We start from the raw sequence: 18,233 nt of genomic DNA, 5'->3' as shown, positions 1-18,233 counted from the left end.
GATCAAACACGATTCATGAATGCCGCACTCACTGTCAGGCAATTGATGGCCGGTGCGCGCTCTTTATGATGGAAATCACTGGATTCCCCTAGTGAGCCCCCTGATGAACCCCAGAACCCTCTACGACAAACACATCGATTCGCACACCGTGTGCCGCCTCGACGATCAGGGCCATGTGCTGCTGTATATCGATCGCCAGGTGATCAACGAATACACCAGCCCGCAGGCGTTCAGCGGTCTGCGTGTTGCCGGGCGCAAGGTCTGGCGGCCGGGTACGGCGTTGGCGGTGGTCGATCACGTCAACCCGACCACCCCCAAACGAGTGGCGGCGATGCCTGATGCGGGTGGAGCGCGGCAGGTGTCGTATCTGGCGGAAAACTGCCGGGATTTCGGCATCGAACTGCTGGATATCCTCGATAAACGTCAGGGCATCGAGCATGTGATCGCCCCGGAGCAGGGCTTCATTCTGCCGGGCATGGTCATCGCTGCCGGTGACAGCCACACCACCACGTACGGTGCGCTGGGCGCGTTCGGGTTTGGCATCGGTACCTCGGAAATCGAGCACCTGCTGGCCTCGCAAACGCTGGTCTACAAACGCCTGAAAAGCCTGCGCGTGACGGTGGATGGCGAACTGGTGCCGGGGCTGACGTCGAAGGACGTGATCATGGCGCTGATCGGCCGCATCGGTGCGTCGGGGGCCACTGGCTATGCGATCGAGTTCTGCGGATCGACCATCGATGAGCTGAGCGTCGAAGCGCGGATGACCATTTGCAACATGGCCGTAGAAGCGGGCGCACGCGGTGCGTTCATGGCGCCGGACGAAAAAGTCTTTGCTTATCTCAACGGCAAACCCCGCGCACCGCAAGGCGAACTGTTAGCGCGCGGCGTGGAAAGATGGCGTGAACTGCGCAGCGATCCCGGCGCGGTGTTTGACCGCGAAATCCACCTCGACGCCACTCTGCTGGAACCGATGGTCACCTGGGGCACCAGCCCCGATCAGGCGGCGGCGATTGGCGCGCAGGTGCCTGACCCGCAGGCTATCGACGATCCGATTCTGCGACAGGACATGCGCCGCGCCCTTCAATACATGGGCCTGGAGGCGGGGATGGCGCTGCGCGATATCGTCATCAGCCACGCTTTTATCGGCTCCTGCACCAACGCGCGGATCGAGGATTTGCGTGACGCCGCCAGCGTGGTGCGTGGGCGGCAGGTGGCCGGGCATGTGCGGGCGATGATCGTGCCCGGTTCCAGCGCAGTGCGGGCCCAGGCCGAGGCTGAAGGGCTGGCGCAGATCTTCATCGACGCCGGTTTCGAATGGCGTCAGTCCGGCTGCTCGATGTGCCTGGCGATGAACGATGACGTGCTCGCGCCCGGCGACCGTTGCGCCTCCAGCACCAACCGCAATTTCGAAGGCCGCCAGGGTGCCGGGGCGCGCACCCACCTGATGAGCCCGGCCATGGTTGCCGCTGCCGCCATCAGCGGCCACCTCACCGACATCCGCCACTTTGGAGAACGCCCATGAGTCTGCAACCCTTCACGCAAGTCAGCGGCCGGGCCGCGCCGCTGCTCGCGGCCAACGTCGATACCGACGTGATCATGCCCAAGCAGTTTCTCAAGGGTATCGATCGTCAGGGTCTGGATCGTGGGCTGTTTTTCGATCTGCGCTTTCTTGCCGACGGTACGCCCAACCCTGATTTCGTGTTGAACCAGCCAGCCTGGCAGGGCGCGAGTTTCTTGGTGGTCGGGGCGAATTTCGGCTGCGGTTCCAGCCGCGAACACGCGGTGTGGGGGTTGCAGCAAATGGGCATTCGCGCGCTGATCGGCAGCAGTTTTGCCGGGATTTTCTACGACAACTGCCAGCGCAACGGGGTGTTGCTGATCACGCTGGATGAAGCGCAGGTGCAGCGCATTGGCCGGTTGGTGAGTCAGCCTGAAACGGCACTGATCAATGTGGATCTTGAGGCGCAGCAGATCCATCTGGCGGACGGTGAAATCATCGATTTCCAGATTGATGGCTTGCGCAAGACCGCGTTGTTGCTGGGGCTGGATGCGATTGGCAGTACCTTGCAGCGGCGTCAGCAGATCGAGGCGTTCGAGCGCGAACACCTGGCCGCCAACCCGTGGCTGACCTGACACCCCTTTGACCCTGTGGGAGCTGGCTTGCCAGCGATGAGGCCAGCACATCCAACATTTATATTGGCTGAACTGACGCCTTCGCTGGCAAGCCAGCTCCCACAGGGTTTTGTGATGTTTAGGCTACAGAGAAAGATCCTTGAAATGCCCCTGCAAAAACTCCACACACGCCCGCAGCTTTCCGGAGTTGGCCAGCCGCGTCGGGTACACCGCCCAGACATTGGCGCTCTGGCTGTAAGCGGCCAGCACCGGCAGCAGTCGGCCCTGTTCCAGCAACGGTTTCACATCCCACAATGAACGCAGCAACACGCCGCGTCCGTCGAGCGCCCATTGCAGGACGATCTCGCCGTTGTTGGAAGACAGCGGCCCACTGACCCGCACGCTTTCCTGTGTGCCGTCACGATCCAGATGCCAGACGCCGAAAGCGTTGTCGCGCTCCTTGATCACCAGGCAGTCATGCTGTTGCAGATCGTCCAGGGTCTGCGGTGTACCTCGGCGCTCAAGGTATGCGGGCGCAGCGCACAGCACCCGGTGGTTACTCACCAGTTGCCGGCCGATGTGCTGGCCGGGCAGGTCGTCGCCGACGCGGATTTCCAGATCGAAACCCTCGTTGACGATGTCCACCGCGCGGTCGAACAGGTCCAGGCGAATCTGCAACTGCGGGTGAAGCCTGGCCAGCCGCGAAACCGCAGGCGCCACATGGTTGCGGCCGAAACCGAAACTGCTGCAGATGTGCAAGCGCCCGCGTGGGCTGTCGTGAGCGTCGGCGAGGTCGTCATGCAGTTGCTGGAAATCATCGAGGATGCGCAAGGCCCAGCGCTGCACCCGCTCGCCGTCCTCGGTCAGCGACACCCGGCGACTGGTGCGGTGCAGCAGCCGGGTGCCGAGGGTCGATTCGAGAATCTGGATGCGTTTGCTGACGTAGGCCGGGGACAGGCCCAGTTCATCGGCGGCAGCGGCGAAACCGTTCTTGCGGATCACGGTCAGCAGCACGCGCAGGTCTTCGGGCTGGGGCACGGGGTCTTTGTTCTGGGACATGTGGGAACGAGCACTGGCGGCACAAGTCGCCAGCATAGCATCGGCCGTACAGGGCTCGATTCAGCGCAGGAAATCCAGCGCTTCGGCGAGCAACAGTTCGGGCACTTCTTCGGCCAGATAATGCCCGGCCGGCAGCGCCTTGCCACTGACGTTGCTCGCCACATGCTGCCATTCCTTGAGCGGGTCAAAGCAGCGCCCGACTGTGCCTTGCGCACCCCACAGCACCCGCAGCGGCAGGTCAAGATGATGGCCGGCATCGATGTCGGCCCGGTCATGTTCCAGGTCGATGCTGGCACTGGCGCGGTAGTCCTCGCAAATGCCCCGGGCGCTGCCGGGACGTTGCAGGCAACGCAGGTATTCGCTGAACGCTGGTTCGGTGAACGGCGCGAGTCCGGCGCTGCGGCTGCCCATCACGCTGCGCAGATAGGCTGCGGGATCGGCCTCGATCAGGGTTTCCGGCAACGGCGCCGGGCGGATCAGGAAGAACCAGTGCCAATAGGCGCGGGCAAAGGCTTCGTTGGTCTGCGTGTACATGGCCAGGGTCGGGGCGATGTCCAGCAGCAGCATCCGCTGCACCGCAGCGCGGTGGTCGAGGGCCAGGCGATGGCCGACCCGCGCGCCACGGTCGTGGGCCAGAATCGAGAACTGTTCGAAGCCCAGCGTCTGCATCAACTCGAGATTGTCTTTGGCCATTTCGCGTTTTGAATAGTTGCGGTGCATTTCATCGGCAGCCGGTCGGGCGCTGTCGCCATAGCCGCGCAGGTCGGCGGCAACCACAGTGAAGTGCTCGGCCAGTTGTTCGGCAATCTTGTGCCAGATCACGTGGGTCTGCGGGTGCCCGTGCAACAGCAATAACCCCGGGCCGCTGCCGCCGAGGCGATAGGCGATGTCGACGCCGTTGACGTGGCGCTGGTCTTTGACGAATCCGGCAAACATCGGGCTGATCCTTGTTCAGGTGCGGGTGGAATGCATCCTGAAAGTGTTCGGCATTCGGGGCAAGGGTTGAAGCGTGGTGTGGTGGTTCATGAAGTGTGATGTGTGTCGTCAGGGCTGGCCCCTTCGCGGGCAAGCCCGCTCCCACAGTTTTTACTGTGTGACACCCATCGTATAAACAGCGGAGATCCCTGTGGGAGCGGGCTTGCCCGCGAAGAGGCCAGCCCAAACCCTGAAAATCTCAACCCTGACTGAACATCTCCATCGCCCGCTGCTTGATCTGCTCCTCGGTCAGATCCTCCTTGCGCGTGGCGAGAAACCACAGGTGTCCATAGGGATCCTTCAGCGTCCCACTGCGATCGCCATAAAACTGATCCTTGACCTCCGACACCGCTTTCGCCCCGGCATCCAGCGCCCGTTGAAAGGACTTGTCGACATCAGTGACATACAGATGCAGACCGACCGACACGGCATTGTCCGGACCACTCAACGGCCCTTGATCGCACGGTGTGCCGAGCATGATCGCGCTGTCGCCAATGCGCAGCTCGGCGTGGCCGACGCGCCCGTCGGGCATGTCCAGGCGCATGACCTGCGTGGCGCCGAAGGCTTTCTTGTAGAACTCGATGGCTTCGGCGGCCTTGAGGATGCCGAGGTACGGGGTAATGCTGTGATACCCCTCGGGAATGGGTTTGACGCTCATGACGTTCTCCCTGTTTTTGTTCTGCGAGGTATGGCTCCACTGGATTTGTGGAAGATTCACTATAGAACTGTCTGCGTGGCCAGGATTTTTCCCCGACGAGCAGTCAGTCCAGAAAGTGCGCCCCCGGCCCCTGATCACCGAGCACATCGCCCTGATTGCGCAACGGGCAGGCCTCCATCGACAGACACCCGCAACCGATGCAACCGGTGAGCCGGTCGCGCAACAAGGTCAGTTGATTGATCCGCTCGTCCAGTTCGCGGCGCCATTGCTCGGACAGGACTTTCCAGTCCGCCGCTGTCGGAGCGCGGTCGTCGGGGAGTCTCTTCAGCGCCTCGCCAATCTCCGCCAGCGGAATACCCAGGCGTTGCGCGACCTTGATCAACGCCACCCGGCGCAACACTGCCCGTGGATAACGGCGCTGATTGCCGGCATTGCGCTGGCTGGTGATCAGGCCTTTGGCTTCATAAAAATGCAGGGCAGTGACCGCGACTCCGCTGCGCGCGGCGACTTCGCCCACGGTGAGCTGTTTGTGCAGGTTTTCCGGGGTGATCATTTTGCAAAAGGACTCTTGACCTTGACTTAACTAGAGGTTTTACCCTGCAGGCCTTCGAGTCGCAAGACTCGGCTTACGATGAGTGGGGACTTCTCATGCAAACCTCGACGAAAAATCGCAGTTTTACCCAATTGATCGAATTCGAGATCGAGCCGCGCCAGCAACCGGCATTGGTCAGTGCGCTGGCGCAGCAGAGCGAACATCTGGCGCAGCGCTACGCAGGTTTTGTCAGCGCCAGCGTCCAGGTCAGCGACGACGGTCGGCGGGTGCTGAGCCTGTTGCAATGGCAGAGCCGCGAAGCCGGGGAGGCGGCGTTCAGCCGTTTTGAGAGCGGCGAGCAAGATTTCTGGCAACTGATCCGCGCCCATCAGGCGAAGACCGTGACCTTCAATTCATTTCAGGTATTGAGCAGCATCGCCCGCAGTCATGACGATGCGCTGCACTGCAATCTGGTCGGCTAGATCGACAACTGGATCAGGCGTTCACCGTGCAGGTTCTCCGTGAGTCGCCGCTTGTTCACCGCCAGTTCGCCGATCTTGATCAGCCGCGTGCGCGTGACGTTGCGGCTCAGACCGAGCAGCGCGGCGGTGTGCACCTGGTTGTAATGGCAGAAGCGATAGGCGGCGCGCAGCAGGGCGTCTTCGACCTTTTCGTGGAGGGCGCCGGCCTGTTGTTCGAAGAGCTTCTGGAAGGCTCGCTCCAGCAGCGCTTCCGGTGAATCGTCGGCGCTCGACTGCTGGTCGTCCGGGCGCTCGATGCGCAGGTTCGACAGACGCAAATCATCACGCTCGATCACGCCGTTGCGGCAGATCAACAGGGTGTGATGGATGACGTTTTCCAGTTCACGGATGTTGCCCGGCCAACTGTAGCTGCGCAGTTTCTGTTCGGCACCGGAGCTGATGCTGACCCGTCCGTAACCGAGGCGCTGGCTGTAGGCCTCGATGAAATGCCGGGTCAGCGGCAGGATATCGCCGGGGCGGTCGCGCAGCGGACTGAGTTCCAGATTGACCACATTCAACCGGTAGAACAGGTCTTCGCGGAAGTTGCCGGCGTTGATCGCTTTCTCCAGTTGCACGTTGGTCGCGGCCAGCACGCGCACATCAATCGGAATGCTCTTGCGCGAGCCGAGGCGCACCACTTCGCGCTCCTGCAGCACCCGCAGCAACTTGACCTGAATCGCCATTGGCAAATCGCCGATTTCGTCGAGGAACAAGGTGCCGCCATCCGCCTCTTCGAACCAGCCGGCCTTGGCGCTGAGCGCGCCGGTGAAAGCGCCTTTTTCATGGCCGAACAGCTCGGCTTCCACCAGCGATTCGGAAAACGCGCCGCAGTTGACCGCGACAAACGGCCGATGCCGGCGATTGCTCAGGTTGTGGATGTGCCGCGCCACCAGCTCCTTGCCGGTGCCGGTTTCGCCGATGATCAGCACGCTGGCTTCGCTCGGCGCGACCTGCTGCAGATGCGCCAGCAGGGCCTGGGACTTGGGGTCTTCGAAGACCTGTGCGGTGGCACGGATCGACGTCGCCAGAGCGGGTGAGGGCGGAAGGGTCAGCAGTTGCATGGGGCTCGCTCCATTAAAGGCAGGATCAGGAATAGAACGTCGGCACCGGCAGCGCCTGGTTCAGCGCCCAGTCGCCCAGCTCGTGGAGTTTGTAATCGAGCGGGTCGTGCAGGGTCTGCGTGCGCAGGTTGCGCCAGTGCCGATCGAGACGCAGCGAAGCGTGGGTCGAACGCGCGCCGGTGACTTCGAACAAACGGCTGCAAATCTCCAGCCCCTGACGACTGGCGGCGACCTTGGCGGTGGCAATCGCCGTGGCCAGATGTCCACGTTCTTCTGCCGTCAGGTTCGGGCCTTGGGCCCAGGCCTCGTCAAGCAGCGCGGCGGCCCGTTCGACCAGCAGGCGGATGCCTTCCAGCGCCACCCAGAACTCGCCGTAATGGGCGAGCACGTACGGGTCTTCACGCACATTGCGGGCTGCGGATTTGTGCCAGAGCCGGGTTTCGCTCAGGGTGTATTGCCGCGCTTCCTCAAACGCACCTTCGGCGATGCCGAGAAACATGTGGGTGAAGGTCAGTTGCGCGATCAGCGGACGCAGGCAGGCGAACGGTGTGCTCAACGGCCCGGGGTCAAGCAGCAACTCGGATTCTTCGACCCGCACCCGTTCGAACGTGGCGCTGCCACTGTCAGTCTGGCGCTGGCCGATGTTGTTCCAGTCGTCGTGCAGGGTGATGCCGCTGCGACCGCTGGGGATCGCCGCGATCAGCAACTTGCCGCCGGCACTTTCGTCGAAGGCCGAAGCGATCAGCATCTGTGAATCGCTGGCGCCGGAACAGAAGCTTTTCTTCCCGGAAAACTCGCGCCAACCGCCGAAATCCTTGACCACGGTGCGGGTGTCGAGCGGGTTGAGGGCGTTGCCCCAGAACCAGTTCTGTCGCGCGGTCTGTTCGAACCACGGCTGCCATTGTTCGGGCCGCGAGAACAGACGCACGGTGGCGAGCATCAGGTGATGAAAGCCGAAGACGTGGGCGATGGAGCTGTCGACCTTGGCGAACTCGCGCACGATCTGCAGGGTTGCGCTCCATGTCGCGCCGAGGCCGCCGTAGCGGGTGGGAATGCTCAGGGCCAGCAGGCCGCTGTCGCGCAGGGCATCGCGCTCGGCCTTCGGCGTACCGCCGCGCTCGTCACGCTCGACGGCGGTGAGGGCGAATTCAGCGGCCAGTTGGCGGGCGGTCTGCAGCGGGGAGAGCAGGGTGCTTTGTGGTTTGGCGGTCACACCAAATCTCCTATGTTCTACAGCTTTCCTGTAGGAGCTGCCGCAGGCTGCGATCTTTTGACTTTGATTTTTACAAGCAAGATCAACAGATCGCAGCCTTCGGCAGCTCCTACAGTGGACGTTTTAGGCCTTTGCCTGGGTGGGCAACACATCGTTGGCAATCATTTCGCCAAACGGCCCGGTCAGGTTGGTGACGCCGCGTCCGGCCAGGCTCGCATACGGCTCGGGCAGCAGTGGGAACACCAGTTCGGCAAAGCGATAAGCTTCTTCCAGATGCGGATAGCCGGAAAAGATGAAGCTCTCGATGCCGAGGTCGGCGTACTCCTTGATTCGCGCGGCTACTTGCTGCGGATCGCCCACCAGCGCGGTACCGGCACCGCCACGTACCAGACCGACGCCGGCCCACAGGTTGGGGGCGATTTCCAGGTTGTCGCGACGCCCGTCATGCAACGCCGCCATGCGCCGCTGGCCTTCGGAATCGAAACGCGAGAAGGATTTCTGCGCGGCCTCGATGGTCTCGTCGCTGATGTGCTCGATCAGTTTGTCTGCGGCTTTCCACGCTTCTTCGGCGGTCTCGCGAACGATGACGTGCAGGCGAATACCGAACTTCACCTTGCGCCCGTGCCGCGCCGCACGTTCGCGGACATCGGCGAGTTTTTCGGCGACGGCGGCGGGCGGTTCGCCCCAGGTCAGGTACACGTCGACTTGCTCGGCAGCCAGATCATGCGCGGCGTCGGACGAGCCGCCGAAATACAGCGGCGGATACGGTTTCTGCACGGGCGGATAGAGGGCCTTGGCGTTCTGTACTTTCAGGTGTTTGCCTTCGAAATCCACCGATTCGCCTTGCAACACCCGGCGCCAGATCCTGAGGAATTCGTCGGTGACTTCGTAGCGTTCGCTGTGGCTGAGGAAGCTGCCGTCGCCACGGTTTTCGTCGGGGTCGCCGCCGGTCACCACGTTGATCAGCAGACGACCGTTGGACAGTCGATCGAGCGTCGCCGCCATGCGCGCCGAAACGGTTGGCGAAATGATCCCCGGGCGGATCGCTACCAGATAACGCAGGCGTTCGGTCAACGGCACCAGCGCCGAAGCGATCACCCACGAGTCTTCGCAGGAGCGCCCGGTGGGAATCAGCACGCCGTGGTAACCGAGACTGTCGGCGGCTTGCGCCACTTGTTTCAGATAATTCAGGGTGACCGGGCGCGCGCCTTGGGTGGTGCCGAGGTAATGGCCGTCGCCGTGGGTCGGCAGGAACCAGAAAACATCCATGAACAGCTCCTTAAGCGATTTTCAGCAACGGTTTGATTTGCGTGCCGAACAGCGGCGCGGCGCGTTCGGCGGCCAGGCGGATCCGCGCTTTCAGCGGTTCGCTGGTGATCTGGTAGTTGGCGAAATCGGCCTCGGTGGCGTACACGCCAATGGGCAGGGTCACGGCCTGGAAGAAACTGAACAGCGGCCGCAACTGATGATCGAGCACCAGCGCATGGCGCTCGCTGCCGCCGGTGGCGGCAAGCAGCACCGGGGTGTCGATCAGCGCGTTGAGGTCAATCAGGTCGAACAGATGCTTGAGCAGGCCCGGGTAGGAACCGCGATACACCGGCGCGGCGACGATCAGCAGATCGGCCTGTTCGATGGCTTGCAGTTCGGCCTCGACCTCGGCGCTCAGCTCCTGACGCGACAGGGCACCACCCAACGGGCGGGCGATGTCACCGAGTTCGATCAGATGACTCTCGATCGGCAAGTGTCCGGCCAGTTCGGCCAACAGCGCTTGGGTCAGCACCAGCGTGCGCGATGGACGCCAGGTGCCGCCGGAGAGGGCGACGACTTTCAGGGGACGCGACATGATCAGTTCCTTTTTATCAACAGTTGCTCAGCGAGCAGTGAGTAAGTGCCAAGGCTTGAGCAAGCGCTGTACCAATTCCTGAGAGCCCCGGTTTACTTGGGTCTTAGCGCTCTGGCGTGAGTCGGTTGTGCAGATATCAGGCGGGTTTGCTGATCTGCTGTTGCCTGGGCAACAGTTGCTGGAGCAACAGTTGTTCGCCGTGTGCAGGGATTTATAGCGGCTGCTGTTTATTCCGTAAAAGAACGTTAATCGATATTTATAGATCGTTAAGAGATATGTCGCCGATCAAGCTGAAATCCTGATAGCCACTATTGAGAGCGTTGATTTTTGCCCGGAGAGGCGCGGGCGTAGCCTTTGTCCATCGACTACCACCGCTCGCCAGGACGCTCCCCATGAATCGTTTACTGACTGTTTCGCTGCTGCTCGCTGTCTCCGTACTCGCCGGTTGCGCGAGCCACGTTTCCCCCGAACAACGGCCGTACACCGCCGAAGAAACCCGCGAACTGGCAATGGAAGCGCTGAACCGCAGCGGCTTGTCCTTCGACGAATATCACGCGAAGAAAGCGGCACTGCTGGGCGAATCGCAATTCGACAAGAAAGCTGAAATGAGCGCCGGACGTGCGATACAGCTGCACGGTCGTCCAAGTTAATCGAAAACTGTACTGCTCGTATTTTCGCGTAACTGTCCGTGGGTTTGCGGGCTGCCGTGCGATAGGGTCAACACCTGAATGACCCCGACGGATTGCTCCCATGACCCTCTCGCTTGATCTGCTGTTGGGCTTTGCCCTGTTTGCCCTTGTCACCTCGATCACACCGGGGCCGAACAACACCATGTTGCTGGCGTCGGGCGTGAACTTCGGCTTCAACCGCACCATTCCTCACATGCTCGGCATCACCTGCGGTTTCTTCGTATTGGTGGTCGCGGTGGGCTTTGGCCTGGGCGCGGTGTTCCAGACTTACCCGATTCTCTACACGGTGCTGCGCTATCTCGGCGCTGCATATCTGTTGTACCTGGCGTGGAAAATCGCCCACTCGGGCCCGGTCGGCGAGGGCGTCGAAGGTGAGGCCAAGCCGATCAGTTATCTCGGTGCCGCCGCGTTTCAGTGGGTCAATCCCAAGGCCTGGATCATGGCCATCGGTGCCATCAGCACCTACACGCCGATGCAGGGTTATTTCACCAATGTGGTGGTGATCGCCGCGGTGTTCGCCATCATCAACCTGCCCAGCGTCGGCGTCTGGGCAGCGTGCGGCACGCTGCTGCGTAACGTGCTGAAGGACCCGCGCTGGTTGCGCGCGTTCAACTGGGGCATGGCGGCGCTGTTGGTGATTTCGCTGTACCCGTTACTTCTCGAAAGCTTTCACTGACGCATTGCTTCAACCGCCGGCCCGATGCCTGTTAAGCTCGGCTTCAGGAGCGTTCCTACGCACTTTTAAATGAAGTTGTTCTTCTTTAACGGCATCCGATCAGGTATTGATGACGGTCTCGAACCCAGGCGCAGCTCACAAGGCTGCGCTGTGCCGTTTGCAGACACGAGCCTCCTGATCCCGGAACACGCTCTGCGAGTCTTTTATGAATAAACGTCCGTTGTATTTCGATTACGCCGCCACCACCCCGGTGGACGAGCGGGTCATCCAGGTGATGATCGATTGTCTGGGTTTTCACGGTAACTTCGGCAACCCGGCGTCCAGCTCCCATGCCTTCGGCCAGCAGGCCCGGCACACGGTCGAGCAGGCCCGTCGGCAAGTCGCCGAACTGGTCGGCGCCGAGGCTGCGCAGATCGTCTGGACCTCCGGCGCCACCGAATCCAACAACCTCGCCCTCAAGGGCGTGGCCCAGGCGCGCGGCGTTGCCGGCGGCCACATCATTACCAGTCAGATCGAACACAAAGCCATTCTCGATACTGCCCGGCAATTGCAGGATGCCGGCGTCGCGGTGACCTATCTGGTACCGGACGCCGAAGGCCTGATCACCCCGCAGGCAGTCAGCGAAGCCATGCGCGACGACACCTTTCTGGTGTCGCTGATGCTGGTCAACAACGAACTCGGCACCCTCAACGATATCCCGGCGATCGGTGAAGTCGTGCGCGGCCGTGGCGCGTTGTTCCATGTCGATGCCGCGCAGGGCGCCGGCAAAGTGGCGATCGATCTGCAGCAGTGGCCAGTGGACTTGATGTCGTTTTCGGCGCACAAGCTCTACGGCCCCAAGGGGATCGGCGCGTTGTATGTCGGCCCACGCGCGCAGCAGCGCTTGCAGGCGCAGATTCATGGCGGCGGCCACGAAGGCGGGCTGCGCTCCGGGACTCTGGCGACGCATCAGATCGCCGGCATGGGCGCGGCATTCGCCTTGGCGGCAGCCGAATTCGATGCCGAGAAAAAGTCCATCGTGGCGCTGCGTGAGCGGTTGCTTGAACAGTTGCTGAGCCTGCCGGGCGTGCGCCTCAACGGCAGCGCCAGCCAGCGCATCGCGCACACGTTGAGCCTGACCTTCAGCGAAGGTGAATTCAACAGTGCGGCCTTGAGCCAGTCGATCGCCTTTTCCGCGACCTCGGCCTGTAACTCGGCGAGCAACACGCCTTCTCACGTGTTGCTGGCACTGGGACACGACGCCCGGTTGGCCGGTCGCACCATTCGCCTGAGCCTCGGCCGTTTCACCACCGCCGCCGATGTCGATCAGGCGGCAGCACTGATCAAAGGCGCCTGCGCCAGTGCCCCGGCATTCTGGGCCACAGGGCTTTAACCAGCCGTTTGCACGGCTACGAACAATAACGATGAAGTGATTGGCAGGAGACATGATGAGTACCCAGACTTTGACCGAAGGAACGGTTCCCCAGCGCCTGGCGCACACCCGTGAATTGATGCGCCGCGAAGGCATTCATGCGTTGCTGGTGCCATCGGCCGACCCGCACCTCTCGGAATACCTGCCGGGTTATTGGCAGGGGCGGCAATGGCTGTCGGGCTTTCACGGTTCGGTCGGCACTTTGATCGTGACTGCTGATTTCGCCGGAGTCTGGGCCGACAGTCGTTACTGGGAACAGGCGACCAAGGAACTCAAGGGCAGCGGCATCGAGCTGGTCAAGCTGCAACCGGGGCAGCCGAGTCCGCTGGACTGGCTGGCGGAGCAGACACCTGAAGGTGGTGTGGTGGCGGTCGACGGTGCGGTGATGGCCGTGGCTTCGGCACGTACTCTGAGCAGCAAGCTTGAAGCCCGCGGCGCGCGTCTGCGCACTGACATCGACCTGTTGAATGAAGTCTGGGCTGATCGTCCGAGCCTGCCGAACGCGCCGATCTATCAGCATCTGCCACCGCAAGCGACGGTCAGCCGTGGCGAAAAACTCGCCAAACTGCGCGAGACCCTGCAGGAACGTGGCGCCGATTGGCATTTCATCGCCACTCTCGATGACATCGCCTGGCTGTTCAACCTGCGCGGCGGCGACGTGTCGTTCAACCCGGTGTTTGTTTCTTTTGCGTTGATCAATCAACAGCAAGCCACGCTGTTTGTGGCCTTGAGCAAAGTCGATGCCGAGCTGCGCGCGGTGCTGGAGCAGGACGGCGTGACTCTGCGCGATTACCGCGAGGTCGCCGACGCCTTGCGCGCCGTACCGGGTGGTGCGAGTCTGCTGGTGGATCCGGCGCGAGTGACCAGCGGTTTGCTGGATAATCTCGACAGTGCAGTGAAACTGGTTGAAGGCCTGAACCCGACCACTCTCGCCAAATCGCAGAAGAGCGAGGCCGATGCACAGCACATTCGCAAGGCCATGGAACAGGATGGCGCGGCCTTGTGCGAATTCTTCGCCTGGCTGGAATCGGCCTGGGGCCGTGAACGCATCACCGAACTGACCATCGACGAAAAACTCACCGCTGCCCGTGAGCGCCGTCCGGATTACGTGTCGTTGAGCTTCAACACGATTGCCGCGTTTAACGCCAATGGCGCGATGCCGCACTATCACGCCACCGAAGAAGAGCACGCGGTGATCGAGGGCGACGGTTTGCTGCTGATCGACTCGGGCGGCCAGTACCTGGGTGGCACCACCGACATCACCCGAATGGTGCCGGTCGGTACGCCGACGGCTGAGCAGAAGCGTGATTGCACTCGCGTACTCAAAGGCGTGATCGCGCTGTCGCGGGCGCAGTTCCCGAAAGGCATTCTGTCGCCGTTGCTCGATGCCATCGCCCGCGCACCGATCTGGGCTGAAAACGTGGATTACGGTCACGGCACCGGTCATGGCGTCGGCTATTTCCTCAACGTGCACGAAGGCCCGCAGGTGATCGCCTATCAGGCCGCAGCGGCTCCGCAAACGGCGATGCAACCGGGGATGATCACCTCGATCGAACCAGGCACCTATCGCCCGGGGCGTTGGGGCGTGCGCATCGAGAACCTGGCGATGAACCGCGAGGCGGGGAGCAGCGAGTTCGGTGAGTTCCTCAAGTTTGAAACCTTGACCCTGTGCCCGATCGATACGCGCTGCCTGGAGCCATCCTTGTTGACGCAGGAAGAGAGGCAGTGGTTCAACGCCTACCATGCTGAAGTGCGTGAGCGTCTGAGTCCGTTGCTCGATGGGGCCGCGCTGGAGTGGCTGAACACGCGCACAGCGGCGATTTGAATGGCTGAAACCCGGGCGCTGTTGGCAGCACCCGGGTTCCGTGGTTTTTCTAAGTTTGGCGCAGGGCTTCTTCGACGAAGTCGAGGCGGTCCTGTCCAAAGAACATCTGTTTGCCGATAAACATGCTCGGCGCGCCAAACACCCCGCGTTTAATGGCTGTTTCAGTGTTGTCCTTAAGGGCTGCCTTGACCGTCTCGTCGTTGGTCAGGGTCAGGACTTCATTGGGATTGAAGCCGTGCTCGCTCAATACCGCAGCGACAGTTGCCGGCTCATCGAGAGGGCGTCCCTCCACCCACAATGCCTTGAACAGACAATCGATAAATGCGTGAAAGCGTTCCGGTTGGCGCAGTTGTATGCCGGTGACCGCGCGCATCAGCATCAGTGTATTGATCGGAAAATGCGGATTAAATTTCAGCGGCACGCCGTAACGTTTGGCGTAGCGATCCAGATCCTGAAACATGTAGCGGCCCTTTGCCGGAATCATTGCCGGCGATGCGTTGCCGGTCGCCTTGAACACGCCGCCCAGCAGCATCGGGATGTAGATCAGCCGGCTGCCGTTCTCGGCACAGATCTTCGGCAACTGGGTGTAGGCCAGGTATGTGGCAGGGCTGCCGAGGTCGAAATAGAACTCCACGGTTTTCGTCATCTTCGCTGCTCTCTGATTATTGTTATGGAGGAGGCGGGGCTTACCAGCGTTCGTTCCATGGGCGCAGATCCAGCTCGAAGGTCCAGGCATCCCGTGGCTGACTGTGCAGGTACCAATAGTTTTCGGCGATGTGTTCGGGATTGAGAATACCGTCCTGATCCTTGGTCGCGTACTTCTCCGGGAAACTGTTGCGAATGAAGTCGGTATCGATCGCGCCATCGACCACTACATGGGCGACGTGGATGTTCATCGGCCCCAACTCGCGCGCCATGCTTTGCGCCAGTGCACGGATACCGTGTTTGGCGCCGGCAAACGCGGCAAATCCGGAAGCACCGCGCAGACCGGCGGTGGCGCCAGTGAACAGAATGGTGCCGCGTTTGCGGGTGACCATGCGCTTGGCCACTTCGCGGGCATTGAGAAAGCCCGAGAAACAGGCCATTTCCCAGATCTTGAAATACTTGCGCGCAGTTTCTTCGAGAATGCTGCAAGGCACGTTGGCGCCAATGTTGAAGACAAACGCCTCGATCGGGCCGAGGCGGGTTTCAATCTCTTCAATCAGCGCAATGACGTCTTCTTCCTTGCGCGCATCGCAGGCAAAGCCGTGAGCTTCGCCGCCCTCGGCCTGAATCGCCTCGACCAGCGGCTGCAATTTGTCGGCACTGCGCCGCGTGACGCAAGCGATAAAACCTTCCTTGGCAAAGCGCTTGGCAATCGCTCCGCCCGTGGCATCACCGGCACCAACCACTAATACGACCTTCTTGTTATTCATGGGTGAATCCCTTTAGTAAACGATCGTTAAGTGAACGAACGTTATGCTAGGATCCGGACAACGTCAAGGTGGTCGATCAAGAGGGTAAGCGCATGCGGTATTCCGCTGGTCATAAGCTGGAAACCCGAGAAAAACTGCTGAGCAGCAGCGCGCTGTCAGCCAAGCGTTCAGGCTTTTCCACAGTTGGTGTCGATGGTTTGATGAAGGCCATCGGCCTCAGTGGCGCAGCGTTTTATAGCCACTTCTCGTCGAAAAACGAGCTGTTCACGGCGATCGTCGAGCGCGAACTGTGTCAGAGCCTAGAGCGACTGGGGGGGCAGGGGACGCAGGATCGTGAGCGGCTGGAACGCTGTCTGAAACAGTACCTGAGCATGGCTCATGTGGAGCAACCTGAATCGGGCTGCGCCTTGCCGACACTGGGCGCGGAAATTGCCCGTTCAGATGATCAGGTTCGCGAGCAGGCAGAGTTGTGGATTTGTCGGTTGCACGCCAGTTGGGCGCAGATCCTGGAAAGCGACAGCCTGGCGTGGGCGATTTTGTCGCAATGCGTCGGAGCGTTGGTGGTGGCGCGGATGCTGGTGACGCCGGAGATTCAACGGACGGTATTGAAGTCCAGTCATGCGGAAATCGGGCGTCAACTGGCTGCTCGACAAGGCGAGCAGCCAGCATGATTCATTTGCAGATGACGATCATGCTACGGCTTGTGTAGCCGGCCGGATTGAGTCCGAACGGATAGTCGCCGGGCTCTTCCACGGCGTCCCCTGATTTGGCGATGACTTTGTAGCCCTTTGGGGCGCAAGCATTGGCGGCACTGGTGTAGCACTTGTCCCAAGAGGACGACAGCCCGGAACAGTTAATGTGCAGCCCTTTTTTACCGTGCTTCACTTGGGTCTTGGAGGTGGCTGCGCACCCCGCTACTGCCAATACAGCGATCAGTATCAAAATTCGTTTCATTACCGTCCTTATGGTAGCCACGAGTCTGGCGCTCGGGTCTGCCTGTATTCGCCTGCGCTTTAAGCGGTTCGATATCCCTGTCCGAAAAAATCCATGCCTGGCACTGAGTTAAGGGGCCTAAACATGGCCTAAATGAACGCCAATTGCCAGACCTTCGTCAAATCCTGTTTCAATCTGCCGCTACAACGGGTTTGGCGCTACTGCCCATGGTCATGGTTGCCCCGACGGAGGCCAGAATAATGCACAGGATCGCCATCCATTGTGACAGCGTGAGGTACTCCTGCAGGAATAGCAGCCCGGACAACGCGCCGAAGGCTGGTTCGATGCTCATCAACGTCCCAAAGGTGCGGGCTGGTATGCGGGTGAGGGCGACCATCTCCAGCGTGTAGGGCAAAGCAGTCGAGAGGATGGCGACTCCGATGGCCACCGGGATCAGCGACGGGGTGAGTAATGCCGCACCGGCATGCACGATGCCGATCGGGGCGACAAACAGTGCGGCAATCATCACGCCCAGGGCCGCAGTCGTTACGCCGTTGTCGGCACCGGCCTTTTGGCCGAACAGAATGTACAACGCCCAGCACACGCCGGCGCCCAAGGCATAACCGGCACCAACCAGATCAATTCCCGTGGATGTCGCTCCGGTGGGGATCAACAGCAGCAGGCCGACCGCTGCCAGGGCAATCCAGAGAAAGTCGATTGCGCGGCGCGAGGCATAAATGGCGACGGCCAGCGGGCCAGTGAATTCGAGTGCGACTGCGATCCCCAGTGGCACGGTGCGCAGTGACATATAGAAGAGGAAGTTCATTCCGCCCAGCGCCATTCCGTAAACGATCACCGTGCGCAAGGATTGAGCGGTCAGCCTGGCGCGCCACGGACGCAGCAGTAACAGCATGATCACGCTGGCGAAGACCAGGCGCAGGGTGGTCGTCCCTTGGGCGCCAACCACCGGGAACATGCTCTTGGCCAGAGAGGCGCCGGACTGGATGGAAGCCATGGCGATTAATAACAGGCCAACCGGGAACAGCATTGAGGCCAGTGAGCGAGGTTGGTCAGTCATTGCGAGGCATCATCCGAAGGTGAGAGCAGGGTGTTGATTTAGGTGTTGGGCAATATACTGCGCATTCGCTGACGTTGCGTCTATATATAAGCAGGCTTTTTCGGTGCATTGATAGAAAACTGAAATTAACAGTTGACGGCAGATTCAGGAGGTCTATAATTCGCCCCACTTCCGGCGCAGTCGAAACGGAAAACTCCTTGAGATTCAATGAGTTAAGCAGTTTTCGACAGCC

The 18,233-nt window shown here is 61.1% G+C and carries 20 protein-coding genes; 8 read left to right on the top strand and 12 right to left on the bottom strand.

Features of this window, described 5'->3' with window-relative positions:
- Positions 1-103: 103 nt before the first annotated feature.
- Both leuC and leuD read left to right on the top strand, forming a co-directional pair.
- The gene (leuC, locus tag JN524_RS04080; protein ID WP_202368598.1) at positions 104-1,522 is read left to right on the top strand and encodes a 3-isopropylmalate dehydratase large subunit; all 1,419 of its coding nucleotides are present in this window, start codon (positions 104-106) and stop codon (positions 1,520-1,522) included.
- Complete coding sequence (gene leuD, locus JN524_RS04075; RefSeq protein ID WP_202368597.1) at positions 1,519-2,133, top strand: 3-isopropylmalate dehydratase small subunit; 615 nt, start codon at positions 1,519-1,521, stop codon at positions 2,131-2,133. Before leuC ends, leuD begins: the two co-directional genes overlap by 4 nt.
- Positions 2,134-2,256: 123 nt before the next feature.
- Here the strand turns inward: leuD and JN524_RS04070 are convergent, their stop codons facing one another.
- The 4 genes from JN524_RS04070 to soxR form a co-directional block, all read right to left on the bottom strand.
- A complete protein-coding gene (locus JN524_RS04070) occupies positions 2,257-3,207 on the bottom strand; it encodes a LysR substrate-binding domain-containing protein (RefSeq protein ID WP_272929673.1) in 951 nt (316 codons plus the stop codon).
- Between the two features lie 24 nt (positions 3,208-3,231).
- Positions 3,232-4,107 (bottom strand): alpha/beta fold hydrolase, encoded by an 876-nt coding sequence (locus JN524_RS04065; protein WP_202368595.1) that lies wholly within the window; start codon positions 4,105-4,107, stop codon positions 3,232-3,234.
- A 238-nt stretch (positions 4,108-4,345) separates the two neighbouring features.
- Complete coding sequence (locus JN524_RS04060) at positions 4,346-4,804, bottom strand: VOC family protein (protein ID WP_103368493.1); 459 nt, start codon at positions 4,802-4,804, stop codon at positions 4,346-4,348.
- Between the two features lie 103 nt (positions 4,805-4,907).
- A complete protein-coding gene (gene soxR, locus JN524_RS04055; protein WP_103368494.1) occupies positions 4,908-5,357 on the bottom strand; it encodes a redox-sensitive transcriptional activator SoxR in 450 nt (149 codons plus the stop codon).
- A gap of 95 nt (positions 5,358-5,452) precedes the next feature.
- Between soxR and JN524_RS04050 the strand changes: the two genes are divergently transcribed.
- A complete protein-coding gene (locus JN524_RS04050; RefSeq protein ID WP_202368594.1) occupies positions 5,453-5,818 on the top strand; it encodes an antibiotic biosynthesis monooxygenase in 366 nt (121 codons plus the stop codon).
- Here JN524_RS04050 and JN524_RS04045 read toward each other — a convergent pair.
- From JN524_RS04045 to msuE, 4 genes are all read right to left on the bottom strand, one after another.
- Positions 5,815-6,918 (bottom strand): sigma-54 interaction domain-containing protein, encoded by a 1,104-nt coding sequence (locus tag JN524_RS04045; RefSeq protein WP_202368593.1) that lies wholly within the window; start codon positions 6,916-6,918, stop codon positions 5,815-5,817. The two genes, JN524_RS04050 and JN524_RS04045, sit on opposite strands and share 4 nt — an antisense overlap.
- Positions 6,919-6,943: 25 nt before the next feature.
- A complete protein-coding gene (locus JN524_RS04040) occupies positions 6,944-8,131 on the bottom strand; it encodes an acyl-CoA dehydrogenase family protein (RefSeq protein ID WP_202368592.1) in 1,188 nt (395 codons plus the stop codon).
- Between the two features lie 123 nt (positions 8,132-8,254).
- A complete protein-coding gene (gene ssuD, locus JN524_RS04035; RefSeq protein WP_007965452.1) occupies positions 8,255-9,400 on the bottom strand; it encodes an FMNH2-dependent alkanesulfonate monooxygenase in 1,146 nt (381 codons plus the stop codon).
- 10 nt (positions 9,401-9,410) lie between these two features.
- Positions 9,411-9,974, bottom strand: a complete 564-nt coding sequence (gene msuE / locus JN524_RS04030) for an FMN reductase (protein WP_202368591.1) — start codon at positions 9,972-9,974, stop codon at positions 9,411-9,413.
- A gap of 392 nt (positions 9,975-10,366) precedes the next feature.
- On the opposite strand from msuE, the gene JN524_RS04025 reads away from it, so the two are divergent.
- The 4 genes from JN524_RS04025 to JN524_RS04010 all read left to right on the top strand — a co-directional run bounded on the left by JN524_RS04025 (position 10,367) and on the right by JN524_RS04010 (position 14,575).
- Positions 10,367-10,624, top strand: coding sequence for a hypothetical protein (locus JN524_RS04025; RefSeq protein WP_202368590.1), 258 nt, complete (start codon positions 10,367-10,369; stop codon positions 10,622-10,624).
- 100 nt (positions 10,625-10,724) lie between these two features.
- Positions 10,725-11,339 carry a LysE family translocator gene (locus JN524_RS04020; protein ID WP_202368589.1) on the top strand — a complete coding sequence of 205 codons (615 nt, stop codon included), beginning with the start codon at positions 10,725-10,727 and terminating at the stop codon, positions 11,337-11,339.
- A gap of 205 nt (positions 11,340-11,544) precedes the next feature.
- Positions 11,545-12,711, top strand: a complete 1,167-nt coding sequence (locus JN524_RS04015; protein ID WP_202368588.1) for an aminotransferase class V-fold PLP-dependent enzyme — start codon at positions 11,545-11,547, stop codon at positions 12,709-12,711.
- A 55-nt stretch (positions 12,712-12,766) separates the two neighbouring features.
- Positions 12,767-14,575: an aminopeptidase P family protein gene (locus tag JN524_RS04010; RefSeq protein ID WP_202368587.1), complete on the top strand. Its 1,809-nt coding sequence runs from the start codon at positions 12,767-12,769 to the stop codon at positions 14,573-14,575.
- A gap of 49 nt (positions 14,576-14,624) precedes the next feature.
- On the opposite strand, the gene JN524_RS04005 is transcribed toward JN524_RS04010, so the two are convergent.
- Both JN524_RS04005 and JN524_RS04000 read right to left on the bottom strand, forming a co-directional pair.
- Positions 14,625-15,221 carry a 2-hydroxychromene-2-carboxylate isomerase gene (locus tag JN524_RS04005; RefSeq protein WP_202368586.1) on the bottom strand — a complete coding sequence of 199 codons (597 nt, stop codon included), beginning with the start codon at positions 15,219-15,221 and terminating at the stop codon, positions 14,625-14,627.
- 40 nt (positions 15,222-15,261) lie between these two features.
- Positions 15,262-15,990: an SDR family oxidoreductase gene (locus tag JN524_RS04000; RefSeq protein ID WP_202368585.1), complete on the bottom strand. Its 729-nt coding sequence runs from the start codon at positions 15,988-15,990 to the stop codon at positions 15,262-15,264.
- Between the two features lie 92 nt (positions 15,991-16,082).
- Here JN524_RS04000 and JN524_RS03995 point away from each other — a divergent pair, with 92 nt between their 5' ends.
- Positions 16,083-16,661, top strand: a complete 579-nt coding sequence (locus JN524_RS03995) for a TetR/AcrR family transcriptional regulator (protein WP_202368584.1) — start codon at positions 16,083-16,085, stop codon at positions 16,659-16,661.
- A 1-nt stretch (position 16,662) separates the two neighbouring features.
- On the opposite strand, the gene JN524_RS03990 is transcribed toward JN524_RS03995, so the two are convergent.
- Together JN524_RS03990 and rhtA are read right to left on the bottom strand one after the other, a co-directional pair.
- Entirely contained in the window at positions 16,663-16,944 is a 282-nt protein-coding gene (locus JN524_RS03990; RefSeq protein WP_007965435.1) for a hypothetical protein, read from the bottom strand.
- Between the two features lie 169 nt (positions 16,945-17,113).
- Entirely contained in the window at positions 17,114-18,001 is an 888-nt protein-coding gene (rhtA, locus tag JN524_RS03985) for a threonine/homoserine exporter RhtA (RefSeq protein ID WP_096795011.1), read from the bottom strand.
- Positions 18,002-18,233: the final 232 nt, after the last annotated feature.

The organism is Pseudomonas sp. MWU318 (assembly GCF_016756945.1).
Classification (GTDB): domain Bacteria; phylum Pseudomonadota; class Gammaproteobacteria; order Pseudomonadales; family Pseudomonadaceae; genus Aquipseudomonas; species Aquipseudomonas putida_A.
This window is presented reverse-complemented; position numbering and strand designations above follow the sequence as displayed.